The organism is Pseudomonas sp. UBA6699, from assembly GCF_002454615.1.
In the GTDB taxonomy this organism is placed as follows: Bacteria; Pseudomonadota; Gammaproteobacteria; order Pseudomonadales; family Pseudomonadaceae; genus Aquipseudomonas; species Aquipseudomonas juntendi.
The window spans coordinates 47,169-63,716 of record NZ_DKJF01000125.1 but is presented as its reverse complement, the minus strand read 5'-3'; the positions used below and the strand labels follow the sequence as shown (position 1 = coordinate 63,716).

The following is a 16,548-nucleotide window of genomic DNA, read 5'->3' as shown; positions in this document are numbered from 1 at the left end:
AGGGAGCACTCATTGCTGTGGGAGCCGGCTTGCCGGCGATAGGGCCGCCACAGGCCAAAGGCGTCCGCCCAAACAACCCACCCGGGGTTTTGTGCATTTGACCGAGGCCGCCTGGGCGCACAGCTGTCAGCATGCCGCCATCAGGACAGGAGAATCCCCATGAAGATCGTCATTGCCCCCGACTCGTTCAAGGACAGCCTCGATGCTGCCGGGGTTGCGCGCGCCATCGCTGCCGGCTTGCGTGAGGGTTGCCCGGGTGTGCAGGTGGTCGAATGCCCGATGGCCGATGGTGGCGAAGGCACCATGGACGCGATCCTTGCCGCCAGCGACGGCGAGCTGCGCCGCCAGACCGTGCGCGGGCCGCTGGGGCAGAGCGTGGAAGCCGGCTGGGGCTGGTTGCCGCACAGCCGCACGGCAATCATCGAAATGGCCCAGGCCAGTGGCCTGCAGCTGGTCCCAACCGGGCAGCGCGACGCCTGCCGCAGCAGCACCTGGGGTACCGGCGAGCTGATTGCCGCCGCGTTGGCTGCCGGCGCACAGCGCGTGGTGCTGGCCATTGGCGGCAGTGCCACCAATGACGCCGGCAGCGGCATGTTGCGTGCGTTGGGCCTGCGCCTGCTGGATGCCCAGGGGCAGGCGCTGGAGGAAGGGGGGCTGGCTTTGGCGCAGTTGGCGCATATCGATGCCAGCGATCTCGACCCACGCCTGGCTGAGGTACAGTTCGAGGTAGCGGCCGACGTCGACAACCCGCTGTGCGGGGCCAATGGTGCATCGGCGATCTTCGGCCCGCAGAAGGGCGCCAACCCGCAGCAGGTGCAGGCGCTGGACCAGGCGCTGGGGCATTTTGCCGACCACTGTGCGCAGTTGCTGGGTCAGGATGTGCGTGACTACCCAGGTTGTGGCGCCGCCGGTGGCATGGGTTTCGCCGCGCGGGCATTCATGGGCGCGCAGTTCCGCCCCGGGGTAGTGGTGGTGGCGGAACTGGCCGGGCTCGATGCCCTGGTGCAAGGTGCTGATCTGGTGGTGACGGGCGAGGGGCGCTTCGATGCACAGACCTTGCGCGGCAAGACGCCAATGGGCGTGGCCCGGGTCGCCAAGCGCCACGGGGTACCGGTGGTGGTACTGGCCGGGACCTTGGGTGAGGGCTACCAGCAGTTGTATGCGCACGGCGTGGATGCGGCCTTTGCCCTGAGCAGTGGGCCAATGAGCCTGGAGCAGGCATGTGCCGATGCTGCTGAGCTGCTGCAGGCGCGGGCCTGTGACATCGCCCGCCTGTGGCGCTGCGCAGCCGTCAGGGAATGAGCACCTGCTCATGGCCGGCCGGTAGGGCGGCCAGTTCGCCGAAGCGTTGTGCCGCATCGATGTAGCGCAGCGCCGACTTGGCGTCTTTCCAGCCCACATAGCTCATCAACGCTTTCAACTCCCAACCATTGGCGGTGGCCCAGGTGGCGAAACCGCGCCGCAGCGAGTGGCCGGTGTACAAGGCTGCCGGAACCCCGGCGCGTGCCAGCATGCGCCTTAGCAGCCCCACCAGGCTGTTGCTGTTGAGCGCGCTGTCGCCCAGGTTGCCCCAACGGTCGAGCTTGCGAAACACCGGCCCGTGGGCAATGCCGGCAACCTCCAGCCATTGCAGGTAGGCCGTGACCGGGCACAGGGCCTTGAGCGCGGGGGTGCGGTGCTGCACCCCCAGCGCTTCGCGATCACCCTTGCTGCGTGGCAGGAACAGGGTGATGCCGACACCCGCTTCGGCCTGGACATGCTCCACGCGCAGGCGCGCCAGCTCATCGCCACGAAAACCCCGCCAAAAGCCCAGCAACAGCAGCGCGCTATCGCGCCGTGCGCGGCGCAAGGCGGCCAGGTCGTGATTCTCACGGGCCTGGCGGGCTTCCTCTTCGAAACAGGCGACCGCCGTTTGCAGGTGCTGCAGCAGCAGCGGCGCTGCCTGCTTGGGCGGGGCCGGGTGCAAGCTACGAATGCCGCGCAGCACCTGGCGCACCAGGGGGGCCTTGGTGGGGTCGGGAAAGCCTTGGGCAACGTGCCACTGGCTCAGCGCGGCCAGCCGTTGGCGCAGGGTGCTCACGGCATGCTGGTCGGCATGCTCGGCCAGGTAGCGGGCGATGCTCTCGGCGGTGGCCGGCAGAAAGCCGCCCCAGTGGCTTTCGAAGTGTTCGACGGCAGCCTGATAGCTACGCCGAGTGTTGTCGCGGGTGGCGGCGCGCAGGTAGCGTTCGATATCGGTCATGGTGCAAGCGGCGGTGGAGGATGGCTACACGATAAACCTAAATCACCCGGCTGTCCCGGGTGTGATCGGGCGCGCTGTACAGCAGCGGCACGCTACGGTATACCTGAGCGCGACCAAGGGGAGCCCGGCAACGGGCTGAGAAACCGCTGAGCATCGCAGCGCGGTGACCCTTCGAACCTGATCCGGATCATGCCGGCGAAGGGATGGGCTCGATACGTGTCGTTACCTGCCTTTTTGCCGGCCTCACATGCGAGGCTCGTCCATGCCCAGTGCCAAGGTCTCGCTGCCATCCCCCCACAAGGACAGCACCATGACCGAACGCTTCAGCCAGACCCTGCGCCGCCACAGCGAACCGACCTGGTCGGCCGCCGTTGGCCACCGTTTCGTGACCCAACTGTGCGACGGCAGCCTGCCGGCGCCGGTCATGATCGACTACCTGGTGCAGGACCACCGCTTTCTCGACAGCTTCCTGACCTTGCTCGGTGCCGCCATCGCCACCGCCGATACCTTCGAGGCCCGGCTGCGCTTCGGCCGCTTTGCCGGCATGATCTGCAGCGACGAGAACACCTATTTCCTGCGCGCGTTCGAGGCGCTGGATGTCAGCCCGGCGCAACGGCGCGAACCCGCCGATACCGCACCCACCGCCGGTTTCAAGGCGATCATGCGCGAAGCGGCCGCCACCCGCTCCTACGCGGCGGCGCTGGCGGTGCTCAACGTTGCCGAGGGCCTGTATCTGGACTGGGCGCTTAAAGCGCCAAAGCCTTTGCCGGAGAACTTTGTCCATGCCGAATGGATCACGCTGCATGACAATCCGGCCTTCCAGGACTTCGTTGCCTTCCTGCAGGCTGAACTGGACCGGGTAGGCCCGCAGGCGGCGGCGCTGGCCAGTGACTTCTACCAACGCACCGTGGCACTGGAGCTGGCCTTCTTCGATGCTATCTACCCGGAGGGCCAGTGAGCATGGATATCTTCGAGCGCCTGAAAACCGCCGCCAACCGCCCCTGGGCCCGCTATGTCACGCACGACTTCGTGCAGCAGATGGGCGCGGGCACGTTGAGCGAGCAAGCGTTTCGTACCTACCTGGTGCAGGACTACCTGTTCCTGGTCCAGTTTGCCCGGGCCTGGGCGCTGGCTGCCTACAAAAGCCGACGCCCGGCGGACATTCGTGCCGCACAGACCACGCTCGCGGCCATTCTCGATGAAACCGAGCTGCACCTGCGGCTATGCGCGCGCTGGGGGTTGAGCCAGGCCGACATTGAAGCGGCGCCCGAGCATCAGGCCACCGTGGCCTACACCCGTTACGTGCTGGACTGCGGCGCTGCCGGGGACCTGCTGGAGCTGCAGGTGGCACTGGCCCCCTGCGTGGTCGGCTATGCCGAAATCGGCCGCGCCCTGGCCGAACAGATTGGCGACTTGAGCGGCCACCCGTACCGCGAGTGGATTGGCGAGTACGCGGGTACAGCCTACCAGGGCGTGGCTGCGGCAGCTCGCCGGCACCTCGACGAGCTGGCAGCACGCAGCATGACCGAGCAGCGTTTTGCCGAACTGGCAGCCATTTTCGCCCAGGCCTCCAGCCTGGAAGCGGATTTCTGGCAGATGGGGCTGGACGGGGCGGCATAACGTTGCGTGCGGTGTCGGGCTGGGTGGTTACTACTCAGCCCGGAACCGCTTTGGTGCATGAATGCCTCAAAAGAAGTCGAGCCGCACACTTTCACCGGGCTAAAACCCGGCTTTACTGGTCACTGTGCACATGCACCAATGGGCTGCATGCCCGGTTTTTTCGCTGTTTGGCGGCCGCAAAAAGCGGCCCGCATCTTGCTCCAGCTGCTCCCAACTACAACCTGGAGCCCCGTGCAATGAGCTCACCCAGCGAATTTCCACTCAGCGAAGCGCCGCCATCAGCCCGCAAGGGCCTGCTGCCGATCACCATGGTCCTGTTCAGTTTCACCTTCTTCACCGGCACCATGTTTGCCGGCGGCAAACTGGGCATGGCGTTCAGTTTCGCCGACATGCTATGGGTCGCCACCCTCGGTAACAGCTTGCTTGCGCTGTATGCCGCCGCGTTGGCCTTCATTGCCTCGCGTAGCGGCCTGAACACGGTGTTGATGGGGCGTTTCTGTTTCGGGGAGGCAGGCAGCCGGCTGTCCGACTTCCTGCTGGGCTTCGCCGAACTGGGCTGGTACGCCTGGGGCACCGCCACGGTGGCGATCGTGCTGGTCAAGTTGCTTGGCCTGGCAGAGGGTTTCAGCCTGCCGTTGATGGTGGTGTTCGGCCTGGGCTTCAGCATCACCGCCATCCTCGGTTTCAAGGGGCTGGATGTGCTGGCCCGGGTTTCGGTGCCGCTGATGTTCGTGCTGCTGTTGGTGTCGATGTACATCGCCACCCGGGATGCCGGTGGGTTCGCCGGCCTGGCGGCGGTGGTACCGCATGAGACCATGACGTTTTCCGCGGCAGTGACCATGGTGTTCGGCACCTTTGCCAGCGGCGCCACCCAGGCGACCAACTGGACACGCCTGTCGCGCAGCGGGCGGGTAGCGGTAAGCGCCAGTGTGGTCGCGTTCCTGCTGGGCAACGGCCTGATGGTGGTGGCAGGCGCCTGGTGCGCCATGGTCTACCAGCAGGCCGATATCGTCGAGGTGATGATGCTGCAGGGCTTGTCCTTTGCCGCAGTGGTCATGCTGTGCCTGAACCTGTGGACCATCCAGGGGCCGACCATCTACAACGTTTCGGCTGCCGCGTGCCACCTGCTGCGCAGCGAGCGGCGGCGCACGGCGACCCTGTTGGCGGCCGCTGTGGGTATCGTGCTGGCCATGGGTGGGATGTACGAGATGCTGATCCCGTTCCTGGTGCTGCTGGGTTCGATCATTCCACCGGTGGGTGGCGTGATCATGGCCGATTTCTGGTACCGCCACCGTGGCAAATACCCGGCGCTGGGCACTGCAACGCTGCCCCGTTACAACCTGGTCGGGCTGTTGGCCTACGCCGTTGGCGCCGTACTGGCCTACGCGTCGCCTTGGGTGGCACCGCTGGTGGGTATCGGCGCCTCGGCGCTGTGCTACATCGTCGTGCTTGAGCTGGGCGGGCGCCGCGCAGCGGCCCAGGCGGGCGTCGAACCGTGAGCCTGGCGCTGGAAGAAATCCTGCAGCTGCCCGGCCTGCACGAGATGAGCGTGCGCGCCGGGGCGCGCAACCTGCAACGGCGGGTACGCTGGCCTTATGTGGCAGAAAACGAAGGTATCGCCGAATGGGTGATGGGCGGCGAGCTGGTGTTCGTCACCGGCATCAACCACCCACGGGGTGAGGCCAACCTGCTTGCGCTGGTCGAAGACGGCGACGCCGTCGGCATTGCCGGGCTGGTAATCCTCACCGGCGGCAGTTTCATCCAGCACATTGCGCCTGCAGTGATTGCCCGTGCCGAGCAGCTGGGTTTGCCACTGATCGAACAGCCTTACGCCCTGAAAATGGTGGTGGTCACCCACTTGATCGGTACTGCGCTGGTGCAGATGACCCAGGTTCGCCGCTCGCGCAACGACATCCTCGGCCAACTGCTCAGTGGCGATTACCCAAGCCTGGCGATTGCCCGGCAGCGCGCTGCGCACCTGCAATTGGCGCTGGATGAGCCGCGCCGACTGCTGGCCTTGCGCCTGGCCGGGGTCGATGAGCTGTTCCAGCGGTTGGGGCTGACGCTCGGCGAGCGGCGCTGGCAGCACACCCGCCAGGCCCTGGAGGACCAACTGCAAGCCTGGTGCCGGCAGCAGCCGGGCAGCGTCACGGCGCACCTGCCCGGTGACCTGTTCGTGGTGTTGCTGGCCGACACCCAAGACCTGCCGGAACGATTGGCCGGGTTGTACCGGCAATTGCAAGGGGTGGCCGGCGAGTTAAGCCTGTACATGGGGCTTTCCAGCCTTGCCGAAGACTGTGCACACTACCGCCAGGCCTTGAATGAAGCGCGCCAGGCACTGGATGTGGCCCGGCACCTGCGCCCGGCCAGTGGTTACTGCAATTTCAGTGAGCTGGGCGTGCTGCGCTTGCTACAGGGCATCGTCGACCGCTCGCTGATCGACGATTTCGTCAGCCGTACCCTTGGCCCGCTGCTGGCACCAGGGCGTAAGCAAGCCACTGCATTGGTCCACACCCTCGACGCCTTGCTCATGGAAAATGGCAACAGCCTCAAAGCCGCCCAGCGCCTGGGCCTGCACCGTAACACTGTCAATCAGCGCATACAGCGCATCGAACAACTGAGCGGGCAGTCGATCGACGACCCGCTTTTTCGCATGAATGCTTCGGTCGCCATGTTGGTATGGCGCATGAGCGAAGCCCACGGCAAGGAGTAACCGCATGAACATCATCAACGCCCGGCTGCGCGGCAAACCCGGCTTGTTCCGCATTGAACTTGCTGGCGAGCGCATCAGCGCAATCGTGCCGCAGGCAAACGTGGTGGCGCAGGCGCCCGGCGACCTGGACGCTGCACAGAACCTGGTGGTAGCGCCCTTTGTCGAGCCGCACATCCACCTTGACGCCACGCTGACGGCCGGTGAGCCGAGGTGGAACATGAGCGGTACGCTGTTCGAGGGCATCGAGTGCTGGGCCGAGCGCAAGCAGTTCACCACCCACGATGACATCAAGGCCCGCGCCAAGAAAACCATTGGCATGCTGGTGGACCACGGTATCCAGCATGTGCGCACGCATGTCGATGTCACCGACCCGACGCTTACCGCGCTCAAGGCCATGGTCGAGGTACGCGACGAAGTCCGCGGGCTGGTCGACCTGCAGATCGTCGCGTTTCCGCAGGAAGGCATCGAGTCGTATGCCAACGGCAGGGCATTGATGACCGAAGCGGTGGCCATTGGTGCCGACGTGGTGGGGGGCATTCCGCATTTCGAGAACACCCGCGACCAGGGCGTGTCGTCGATAAAATTCCTGATGGACCTGGCCGAGCGCAGCGGCTGCCTGGTAGACGTGCACTGCGACGAAACCGACGACCCGCAGTCACGTTTTCTTGAAGTTCTGGCCGAGGAAGCCCGGGTACGTGGCATGGGCGCCCGGGTCACCGCCAGCCATACCGTGGCGATGGGTTCGTATGACAACGCTTACTGCTACAAGCTGTTCCGCCTGTTGAAGCTGTCGGGCATCAACTTCGTGTCTTGCCCAACCGAAAGCATCCATTTGCAAGGGCGCTTCGACAACTACCCCAAGCGCCGTGGGGTTACCCGGGTAGCCGAGATCGACCGCGCCGGCATGAACGTGTGCTTTGGCCAGGACTCCATCGTGGACCCGTGGTACCCGCTGGGCAACGGCAACATCCTGCGCATTCTCGAAGCCGGGCTGCACATCTGCCACATGCTCGGCTACGAAGACTTGCAGCGTTGCCTGGACCTGATCACGGACAACAGCGCCCGCACCCTGAACCTTGGCGAGCACTATGGCATCGAGGTGGGGCGCCCAGCCAACCTGCTGCTGCTGTCGGCACCCGATGACTACGAGATGGTGCGCAGCCAGGGGCATGCGCTGGTCTCGGTGCGCCATGGCAAGGTGCTGATGCAGCGCACGCCAGCCCAGGTGCAGCGCCTGCTCTGAGCGGTTGAGGTTGGGGCCCGGCGCTATGTCGGGCCCTGGCGTCAGCTGTCACCCGACCGCTTCGAGGAACTTGTCCAGAACAATGTTGCGGCCACACAGGACCACCGCAACCCGCTTGCCTTGGTACTGCCTGGCCAATTTCTGCATGCCGGCGACGGCAACTGCCGCAGCGCCTTCGATGATCCAGCGCTCGTGGCGGGCGATGTCGCGCATGGCTGCACGGATTTCGTCCTCGCTGACCAGCACCGTCCCGGTGACCAGCGCCTGGCACAGCGGGAAGCTGACAGCACCTGGCTCGATGCCACCGGCGGTGCCGTCGGAAAGGGTTTCGCGCGCCTGCACTTCGATGATCTCACCCGCCTGTAGCGAGCGCGCCAGTGCGGGGTCATTTTCGGGCCAGCAACCAATGATCTCGGTGCCCGGCTTGAGCACGCGCAGGGCGGCGCCGATACCGGCAATCAGCCCGCCGCCGCCCACCGCGACGAATACCGCGTCCAGGTCGGGTGCCTGCTCGAACAACTCCATTGCGAGGGTGCCTTGGCCTGCGATGACCTGCAGGTCGTTGTACGGCGACACGAACGGCACACCCTGCAGCCGCGCTTGCCTTGCGGCCTCCAGTTCTGCACCCAGTGGGTCGGTGGGCAGGCAGATGACTTCGGCGCCCAAGGCACGCATCGCTGCCAGCTTGTAGGCCGACGCTGAAGCGGCGCTGTACACCGTCACCGGCACCCCTGCGGCGTTGCCGGCCATTGCCAACGCCTGCCCGTGGTTGCCCGAAGACGCGGCGATCACCCCGGCAGCCCGCTGTTCGGTTGGCAGCAGGCGGATCTTGTTGCTGGCGCCGCGAAACTTGAACGAACCGGTGTGCTGCAGGTGTTCGCATTTAAGCAGTACATCGCAACCGGTCTGCTCCGAGAGGCGGGCGCTGCGGGTAAGTGGCGTCACACTGACGGCAGGGCGCAGTGCCGCATGGGCTTCCTTTATGGACCGAAAAAGCCCGTCCAACTGGGTGGCATCGATAATGGGCGCAAGAGCGGGAGTGGCTGCCATGCTGTAAACCTACATAGAGATGGAATATTCGTCTACCGTAGACGTTTATTCTATACGAGACAAGCAGGCGTGCACATGCGTCGCGGTGCTCATCCCAGCAAGCCAGCGATAGCGGGTTTAAAGGGCCTTGACCTCTTTCAGGTACTTGTACACGGTCGCGCGCCCCATGCTCAGTACGTTGGCCACATAGTCCACGCCACTGCGGCCTTGGAACGCGCCCTCGGCATGCAGCGCCTGCACCAGGCTGCGCTTGTCCTTCATGCGCAGCGTTTGCAGTGACAGGTTGCGCGCCTGCAGCCAGCCATGCAGGAAAGTGTTGATGCGTTCCTGCCAGTCATTGCGGAACAACGCGTCCGGTTGCGGCACCAGCCGGCTCATCTGGAAAAACGCATCCAGCGCAACACGGGCCTGCTCCAGTACCGACACGTTCAGGTTGATGCACATCAGGTGCTCGGCTTCGCCCTGGGCATTGCGCAGCACGGTGCTGATCGAACGGACCTTCTGGCCGTTCCAGTTGAGTTTCTCGTAAGGGCCAAGGTTCGTGCCCTGGAGCAAGTCGCCCAGTTCATGATCGATCGCCGAGTCGTCACCCAAGGTGCGTTGGGAGAAGTTGTTGGCGATGTGCACCACTGTCTGGCTGCGCAGGTCGTGGACGATGACTTCCGCGTGCGGGTACAGCAACAGCGCGATGCTGTCGGCAATTGCCTTGTAGTTATCCAGGGTCATTTGTTTCGGGTGCTTTTTCGCAGGGGCAGGAACCGGACCTTCATGGTGGCGGCAAAGCGACTGGGACACAAGGCGGGTGGTTGCAGAGCCTCGTACCGCTGCCAGCACTACCAAACACACAAATTCACCCCTCACATGCGATAAGCCGTGATTATTCCATGTGAGAAAACCTTTACTGACCAAGGCCGTCATTGGCATAATCAGTACGTAATTACATGCTACATAACACAGTACGGAATTGTAGGAGCACTCATGGCCCGGGGCGGCATAAACAAGGTGGTGGTGCAGCAGGCACGCCAGGCGCTGATAGCCCGGGGCGAAAACCCCAGCATCGATGCCATTCGTATCGAACTGGGCAATACCGGCTCGAAGACCACCATTCATCGCTACCTCAAGGAGCTGAACGGCCAGCAGTCGGTTGCCGCGGAAGGTGGCGTTGCATTGAGTGAGGTGCTGGCCCGCATGGTTGGGCAGTTGGCGACCCAGTTGCAGGACGAGGCCGATCTGACCATCGAGCAGGCCGAAAGCACGTTTACCCAGCAGCGTGAACAGCTGCAGGCGCAGCTCGAAAGCGCGCAGCAAGCCCTGGCCGCAGCGCATCAGCAGCACCAGATCGATGCCGCGGCACTGGCTGCCGAATCCGAGCGGCTGCTGTCCACGCAAAGCACGTTGCAGGCCGAACAGCTACGTAGTGCGAGCCTCAACCAGTCGCTGGGCGAGCTGCAGCTGCGCCTGGCAGACAAGGACGAGCAGATTCAGTCACTGGAAGACAAGCACCGCCATGCCCGCGACGCCCTCGAGCATTACCGCAGCGCCAGCCGTGAGCAGCGCGAGCAGGAACAACGCCGGCACGAGGCGCAATTGCAGCAGTTGCAGGTGGAAGTGCGCCAATTGCAGCAGGGCATGATCGTCAAGCAGGACGAACTGACCCGCCTGCACCGCGATAACGAGCGCTTGCTCGGTGAGCACCGCCAAGTGGCCAGCGAATGCCGGGCGCAGGGGGAATTGCTGGAGCAACGTGATGCGCAGATCCAGGGTTTGCGCACGATCCTGGCGCAGGCGCAGGGCGCCAGTGAGGAAATGCGCCGGCAACTGGAGACCCAGGCACAGAGCCTGGAACAACGGCGCGAGCTGTGTACCGAGCAAGCACGGCAGCTGAAACACTTCGAGGAACAACTGCGCGAGCGTGACGAGGCGTTGGCGCAGTGCCGGGCGCGGGTGGCCGAAGCAGCAGGTTAATCAAACTTTTTCGTGGCAGCGCTTTCTTCCCTAAACACCTCAAGGAGATAGCGCCATGTCTGATAAACAACCACCGCACAAACAGGGGCCGCACTCGTCGGAGCAGGCGGACAAGCAGAGTGACCTGGATTTCGACCCGGATTCGCCGGACCTCGACGATCCGCAGGTTGACCCGCAGGGCCCCGCCAAACCACCCAGGGATGTGGAGAAGAAATAGGGAATGCCCGCCAGCTGAGCGAAATGGGCTGGCGGGTTTACCGAGGAATTTGCCCGGCCTGTAAGACCAGGCGGCGCAAATCCCCGGTTTGCCAGCGCTTAGCCCTCGGCCCGCCTGGCGGCGTCCACACCGGCCGCCGACAGCTTGATGGGGTATTGGACGCTGATTTGGTGGTCGCTGCTGACCACCACGCTGCCATCATGAATCAGGCCGTCGTCCTGCAGGGTCTTGAGCATGCCTGCAACGGCCTTCTCGCCACGATAGTTGTCCAGCACTTCCTTGCCCAGCCCCTGTGGGTGAGCATGCAGCAGGCGGGTGAGTACTTCGCTTTTCAGTGCATCGTTACTCATGTCGAACCTCACGTTCACTTAGCGTGTTTGGCCTGTAGTGCCTTGGCGTGCTCCAGGTGCTGTTCCAGCTTGGGCAAGGTTTCGCTGGCGAAGGCCTTCAGCTCAGCCTTGTCGGAGGACGCAGCTTCTTTCTTGAACAGCTCGACCGCTTTCTCGTGCGCATCGACCTGGTTGTTGAGGTAAGACTTGTCGAACGACTCGTCACGCCATTCCAGGATCATCTTCTTGACCTTGTCGGTCATCGCCGCGTCGTCGGGTACCGAAATATCCAGTTTACGGGCGATGTCGCCGAGCTTCTGGTTGGCCTGGGTATGGTCGGTGACCATTTGCTGGGCGAAGCTCTTGATCTCTGCGTTCTGGCTTTTCTCCTGGGCCAGGTTGCCGGTAACCACTTCGGCGATGCCGGATTCTACCGCTGCATCGACGAAATCATTGGAGCTGGCTGCCAGCGTGTGGGCCGATACCAGGCCCAGCACCATCGATAACCCGACCCGCTTGATGAAAAGACTGCTCATGCTTCACTCCTTAAACCTTGGCGCGACCTCAGTGTCGCGTACGGTTGAGGGGCGGGGCAGGGCAAAGGTTTAATCTTTTTCACCACCGGCAGCGAACCCGGTGGCGCTCAATCCACGGCCAGCACCTGTTGCTGGAGTTGCCAACGCACCGAACTCACGCCCTTTTCCAGGCTGACCCGGCTGACCAGGCGCTCCAACTGCGCCGGTGCCTGGGCGGTGCCCAACAGCTCTGCACGCACCTCAAGCCTGGCCGGGTTGTCCAGGTCGGCACTTTGCAGCGACTGCAGGCGTAGCTGCGGTTCGGCCAGGCTGTGCAGCATCAGGCTGCGCACTTGGATCTCGTCCTCGGCGCGGCAGACGATGCGCACTTCGAAATGCTGTTCGTGCTCGCTGGCGGGCACCACGCCCTGGCGGTCAAGGCGTTGGGCGATGTCGCGCAGCAGGATATTCGCGCACAGCACCACCAGGCTGCCCAGCGCGGCCTCCAGCAACAGCCCCAGGCTGCACAAGACACCGACCGCTGCCGTGCACCACAGGGTGGCGGCGGTATTCAGGCCGCGCACATTGAAGCCGTCGCGCATGATCACCCCGCCGCCGAGAAAACCAATGCCCGAGACCACATAAGCGGCAACGCGTGAGGCATCGGCAGCGGCCATGCCGGGCACTGCCTGGGTCATCAGCACGAACAGGCAGGCCCCGGTACTGACCAGTGCATTGGTGCGCAGCCCGGTCAGGCGCTGGCGCAACTGGCGTTCGGCGCCGATCAGCGCCCCTAGCAGCAACGCGACACTGACGCGCAGCAGAAAAACGTTCCAATCCATAGCTCACCTCTTCCACGGGCACAGGCCCGCATGAGCGCCTTCACTGGGCGCGGTTGAAAAACCAGAAAGATGCGCAGGACCACGGGGGGAGGGAGGTGAAGCGGGGGTTACACGAAACCACCGTCTTGCCAGGCTGGCCAGACAGTAGAGGACACTGCCGGGCTAGCGCGCCACGTGGGCCTGTCGCAAGCGACTGGGGCTACTGTCCAAAGCGGGTCTCCTGTTGGGATGGCTAAATTGCGACGCGGACCATACGCCCCGCGGCAAAGCCGGTCAAGGGTGCAAAGATGACAATGGCTTAATCGGCACATGCCCTGCGGCAGCGCCTGCCACATGGAAAAAAAAACCATCAGCCGGTAACCTTGCGCCACCCTATGCGATCACCCGGACCGTTCCATGCTGCTCAATCTGACCGTGCTGTTCGGCACCCTGGTGGCCATGGAGGGCGTAGGCACGCTGGCCCACAAGTACATCATGCATGGCTGGGGCTGGTGCTTGCACCGCTCGCACCATGAGCCACAGCTGGGCATGCTCGAAACCAATGACCTCTACCTGCTGGCGCTGGCGCTGATAGCCGCCGCCCTGATCGCCCTGGGCAAGGGCGGCCATGCGCCGCTGCAGTGGGTGGGCGGTGGCGTGGCGGGCTATGGCGTACTTTATGTACTGGCCCATGATGGTTTCTTTCATCGGCACTGGCCGCGCCGGCCACGGCCGGTCAACCGCTACCTCAAACGCCTGTACCGGGCGCACCGGCTGCACCATGCAGTGAAGGGGCGCACCGGAGGGGTGTCGTTCGGTTTCTTCTACGCGCCGCCGTTGAAGGTGTTGAAACAGCAACTGCGGGGCAAGCGCAACCGGCGCTGACTGCCTGGCCGTTACCCGGCGGTGCCGCCTTCAGGCTGCGCCACGGCGTGCCCACGGCTCACCCACCAGCCGAAACCGGCGGCGGTGAAGAACATGATCAGGCTGTACAGTGCTGCCGGCACTGCCATGGTCGGGTTGTTCAGCAGCGACGGGCTCAGCGCCAGGGCAATGGCCAACGTGCCGTTGTGTATGCCGATTTCCATGCCGATGGCGATGGCCTGGCGCTTGGGGATGTTGAGCAGGCGCGGCACCCAGTAGCCCACCGCCAGGCTCAAGATGTTGAACAGCAGCGCCGCCAGGCCCACGACCGGTGCGTACTCGACCACCGTCTGCCAGTCCTTGGCCAGCGCCAGGACAATGGTGAATGCCAGAAACAATGCCGCCACCAGCTTCATCGGCTTTTGCATGCCCGCGGCAAACGCGGGGGCAAAGCGGCGAATCAGCATACCCAGCGCCACCGGCAGCAGAACAATGGCGAACACCTGCATGACCTTGGCGAACTGCAGCGGTATGGCCTGGTCCGACGCCATGAACCAGCTCAACGACAGGTTGACCAGCAGCGGCATGGTGAGAATCGCGATCAATGAGTTGACCGCTGTGAGGGTGATATTCAACGCCACATCGCCATGTGCCAGGTGGCTGAACAGGTTCGCCGTGGTGCCGCCCGGCGAAGCGGCCAGCAACATCAACCCCACCGCCAGCGCCGACTCCAGGCCAAAACCGTTGGCGATCAGGAAGCACACCAGCGGTAACAGCAGAATCTGGCAGGCCAGGCCCACCACCACGGGCTTGGGGTATTTCACTACCCGTGCGAAGTCGGCCAAGGTCAACGACAGGCCAAGGCCCAGCATGATGATGCCCAGGGCCAGGGGCAGAACGGCGGTGAGCAGGGGCGAGGCGGTCATCGGTAGTCTCTCGGGTGAAGGATCCGAAGCAGTCTAGGTGGGCCGGGGTGGATAGGTGATTGCAAAGAGCCAGCTCTTGGTAACCATTTGTTACCAGAGACATCCCTCATCGGCGCTGTATGGCGCGTTGCAGCAAGCCCGCAGGCGCAGTAGCATGCCGCCTTTTTCGAGGATTAGCCTGTCATGCCGTTCCAGCAAGGTCTGCTTGCCACCCCGGTGCCGGCCCACGCCCGCCACCTGTTCTTCACCCTGCAATCGCCCGAGGCGTTGCCTGCCGCCCTCGATGCCTTGCTACCGCAGGTCGATGGCGTGCAGGTGATTCTGGGCGTAGGCGCGCCCATGGCCAAAGCCCTGGGGCGTGAAGTACCTGGCCTGCGTCCTTTCCCGCTGCTGGATGCGGCGGTAGAGAACCCCAGCACCCAGCATGCGTTGTGGCTGTGGCTGCGTGGCAATGAGCGGGGCGACCTGCTGCTGCGGGCCCAGGCACTGGAGCAGGCGTTGGCGCCGGCCCTGCGCCTGGCCGACAGCGTTGACGGTTTCCTGCACCGGGGTGGGCTGGACCTGACCGGGTACGAAGACGGCACTGAGAACCCGGTGGACGAGGATGCGGTGCAGGCAGCGATCGCTGCCGATGGTTCCAGCTTTGCTGCGTTTCAGCTGTGGAAGCACGACCTGGCGTACTTCAAGTCGCTGCCCCAGGCCGACCAGGACAACATCATGGGCCGCCGCCTCAGTGACAACGAAGAACTCGACGACGCGCCCGAGTCGGCACACGTCAAGCGTACTGCCCAGGAAAGCTACGAGCCCGAGGCCTTCATGGTGCGCCGCTCGGTATCCTGGGCCGATCAGCGCGGCGCCGGCCTGGCCTTCGTTGCCCTGGGCCGCAGCTTCGATGCCTTCGAAGTGCAACTGCGGCGCATGAGTGGCCTGGAGGACGGCATCATCGACGGCCTGTACCGCTTCAGCCGGCCCCTGAGCGGCGGCTACTACTGGTGCCCGCCAATCAGCGCCACCGGTGTCGACCTGAGCCCGCTGCTGCAGGGCAGGTAAAAACATCCGGACACAGAAACGCCCACGCGCGCCGGGTAGAGCGACTAGCCTTGCAAGTTTCCCTGGCATGACGGGAGCTTTTCCATGTATGCACGTCGTGATGTCCTACGCGCGGGTGCTACGTTAGGCCTATTGGCCAGCGCCCCTTGGTTGCACGCGGCCACGCCGGCAGGCATGTTGACCCGCGCCGTACCGTCCAGCGGTGAAGCGCTGCCGGTCATTGGCGCCGGGACTTCCGGCAGTTTCGAGGTTGAAGCCGGTTCGGCTGCCTACCAGCAACTGCGGGCAGTGCTCAAGGCCTTTTTCGACGGTGGCGGGCGGGTGATCGACACCTCGCCCAATTACGGTGGCGCCGACAGCATTCTTGGCCAATTGCTGGAGGAGGGGGGTTGGCATTCACGCTGCTTCATTGCCACCAAGATTGCCGCCGACAGCCGCGCAGAAGCCCAAGCGCAATGGGCTGACAGCCTGAAGCGGCTGCGCACCGACAAGGTCGACCTGTTGCAGGTGCACAACCTGCGTGACTGGCGAACCCAACTGCCCTACGCGCGCGAACTCAAGCAGCAGGGCAAAACCCGCTATGTGGGGATCACCCATTACCTGAACAGTGGCCACGCCGAGGTCGCCGAGCTGGTACGCAGCGAGGCGCTGGATTTCATCCAGATCAACTACTCGGTCAGTGCCCCCCAGGCGGCCCGTGAATTGCTGCCGTTGTGCCAGGAGCGGGGTGTGGCGGTGCTGATCAACCGCGCGTTCGACGATGGGCGCCTGTTCACCCGCGTCAAAGACCAGCCGTTGCCCGGCTGGGCCGCTGAAGCGGGCATCGGCAGCTGGGCGCAGCTGTTTCTCAAGTTCGCCATCAGCCACCCGGCGGTGACGACGGTAATTCCCGCCACGGGTCGGCCAGATCGCCAGCTCGACCAGCTCAAGGCTGGCCAGGGCCCACTGCTTACCCAGGCGCAGCAACAGGCGCTGATCAGGCAATTCACCTGA

At 64.2% G+C, this 16,548-nt stretch carries 18 protein-coding genes and 1 riboswitch; of the genes, 11 read left to right on the top strand and 7 right to left on the bottom strand.

Features of this window, described 5'->3' with window-relative positions; all coding sequences use genetic code 11:
• The first annotated feature begins 159 nt into the window (after window positions 1–159).
• Window positions 160–1,302 (top strand): glycerate kinase, encoded by a 1,143-nt coding sequence (locus tag B3361_RS22885; RefSeq protein WP_054904715.1) that lies wholly within the window; start codon window positions 160–162, stop codon window positions 1,300–1,302.
• On the opposite strand, the gene B3361_RS22880 is transcribed toward B3361_RS22885, so the two are convergent.
• Window positions 1,292–2,242, bottom strand: coding sequence for a site-specific integrase (locus B3361_RS22880; RefSeq protein ID WP_054904714.1), 951 nt, complete (start codon window positions 2,240–2,242; stop codon window positions 1,292–1,294). The genes B3361_RS22885 and B3361_RS22880 overlap by 11 nt on opposite strands.
• A 106-nt stretch (window positions 2,243–2,348) precedes the next feature.
• Window positions 2,349–2,463: riboswitch (TPP riboswitch) on the top strand.
• A gap of 89 nt (window positions 2,464–2,552) precedes the next feature.
• Between B3361_RS22880 and B3361_RS22875 the strand changes: the two genes are divergently transcribed.
• From B3361_RS22875 to codA, 5 genes are all read left to right on the top strand, one after another.
• Window positions 2,553–3,200 (top strand): TenA family protein, encoded by a 648-nt coding sequence (locus tag B3361_RS22875; protein WP_054904729.1) that lies wholly within the window; start codon window positions 2,553–2,555, stop codon window positions 3,198–3,200.
• Window positions 3,201–3,202: 2 nt separating this feature from the next.
• Window positions 3,203–3,862, top strand: coding sequence for a thiaminase II (gene tenA, locus B3361_RS22870; RefSeq protein WP_054904713.1), 660 nt, complete (start codon window positions 3,203–3,205; stop codon window positions 3,860–3,862).
• A 236-nt stretch (window positions 3,863–4,098) separates the two neighbouring features.
• Complete coding sequence (gene codB / locus B3361_RS22865; RefSeq protein ID WP_154211343.1) at window positions 4,099–5,361, top strand: cytosine permease; 1,263 nt, start codon at window positions 4,099–4,101, stop codon at window positions 5,359–5,361.
• The gene (locus B3361_RS22860; protein ID WP_054904711.1) at window positions 5,358–6,575 is read left to right on the top strand and encodes a PucR family transcriptional regulator; all 1,218 of its coding nucleotides are present in this window, start codon (window positions 5,358–5,360) and stop codon (window positions 6,573–6,575) included. The genes codB and B3361_RS22860 overlap by 4 nt, the downstream gene beginning before the upstream one ends.
• Window positions 6,576–6,579: 4 nt before the next feature.
• Window positions 6,580–7,818 carry a cytosine deaminase gene (codA, locus tag B3361_RS22855; RefSeq protein ID WP_009686916.1) on the top strand — a complete coding sequence of 413 codons (1,239 nt, stop codon included), beginning with the start codon at window positions 6,580–6,582 and terminating at the stop codon, window positions 7,816–7,818.
• Between the two features lie 48 nt (window positions 7,819–7,866).
• Here codA and B3361_RS22850 read toward each other — a convergent pair whose 3' ends face one another.
• On the bottom strand, window positions 7,867–8,868 hold the full coding sequence (locus tag B3361_RS22850; RefSeq protein ID WP_054904710.1) for a threonine/serine dehydratase: 1,002 nt from the start codon (window positions 8,866–8,868) through the stop codon (window positions 7,867–7,869).
• 117 nt (window positions 8,869–8,985) lie between these two features.
• The gene (locus B3361_RS22845; protein ID WP_054904709.1) at window positions 8,986–9,594 is read right to left on the bottom strand and encodes a helix-turn-helix transcriptional regulator; all 609 of its coding nucleotides are present in this window, start codon (window positions 9,592–9,594) and stop codon (window positions 8,986–8,988) included.
• A 252-nt stretch (window positions 9,595–9,846) separates the two neighbouring features.
• On the opposite strand from B3361_RS22845, the gene B3361_RS22840 reads away from it, so the two are divergent.
• Together B3361_RS22840 and B3361_RS22835 are read left to right on the top strand one after the other, a co-directional pair.
• Window positions 9,847–10,833 (top strand): DNA-binding protein, encoded by a 987-nt coding sequence (locus B3361_RS22840; protein ID WP_286920384.1) that lies wholly within the window; start codon window positions 9,847–9,849, stop codon window positions 10,831–10,833.
• Window positions 10,834–10,888: 55 nt separating this feature from the next.
• Window positions 10,889–11,050, top strand: a complete 162-nt coding sequence (locus B3361_RS22835; protein ID WP_166524956.1) for a DUF6021 family protein — start codon at window positions 10,889–10,891, stop codon at window positions 11,048–11,050.
• Between the two features lie 98 nt (window positions 11,051–11,148).
• On the opposite strand, the gene B3361_RS22830 is transcribed toward B3361_RS22835, so the two are convergent.
• The 3 genes from B3361_RS22830 to B3361_RS22820 all read right to left on the bottom strand — a co-directional run bounded on the left by B3361_RS22830 (window position 11,149) and on the right by B3361_RS22820 (window position 12,736).
• Complete coding sequence (locus B3361_RS22830; protein ID WP_054904707.1) at window positions 11,149–11,400, bottom strand: hypothetical protein; 252 nt, start codon at window positions 11,398–11,400, stop codon at window positions 11,149–11,151.
• Between the two features lie 14 nt (window positions 11,401–11,414).
• Window positions 11,415–11,915, bottom strand: coding sequence for a DUF4142 domain-containing protein (locus B3361_RS22825; protein ID WP_054904706.1), 501 nt, complete (start codon window positions 11,913–11,915; stop codon window positions 11,415–11,417).
• Window positions 11,916–12,022: 107 nt separating this feature from the next.
• Window positions 12,023–12,736, bottom strand: coding sequence for an MgtC/SapB family protein (locus tag B3361_RS22820; protein WP_009686909.1), 714 nt, complete (start codon window positions 12,734–12,736; stop codon window positions 12,023–12,025).
• Between the two features lie 396 nt (window positions 12,737–13,132).
• Here B3361_RS22820 and B3361_RS22815 point away from each other — a divergent pair, with 396 nt between their 5' ends.
• Window positions 13,133–13,600: a sterol desaturase family protein gene (locus B3361_RS22815; RefSeq protein WP_009686908.1), complete on the top strand. Its 468-nt coding sequence runs from the start codon at window positions 13,133–13,135 to the stop codon at window positions 13,598–13,600.
• A gap of 11 nt (window positions 13,601–13,611) precedes the next feature.
• On the opposite strand, the gene B3361_RS22810 is transcribed toward B3361_RS22815, so the two are convergent.
• Window positions 13,612–14,505: a bile acid:sodium symporter family protein gene (locus tag B3361_RS22810; protein ID WP_154211342.1), complete on the bottom strand. Its 894-nt coding sequence runs from the start codon at window positions 14,503–14,505 to the stop codon at window positions 13,612–13,614.
• Window positions 14,506–14,688: 183 nt separating this feature from the next.
• Between B3361_RS22810 and B3361_RS22805 the strand changes: the two genes are divergently transcribed.
• Both B3361_RS22805 and B3361_RS22800 read left to right on the top strand, forming a co-directional pair.
• Window positions 14,689–15,555, top strand: coding sequence for a Dyp-type peroxidase (locus B3361_RS22805; RefSeq protein WP_054904704.1), 867 nt, complete (start codon window positions 14,689–14,691; stop codon window positions 15,553–15,555).
• An 84-nt stretch (window positions 15,556–15,639) separates the two neighbouring features.
• Window positions 15,640–16,548, top strand: coding sequence for an aldo/keto reductase (locus B3361_RS22800; RefSeq protein ID WP_054904703.1), 909 nt, complete (start codon window positions 15,640–15,642; stop codon window positions 16,546–16,548).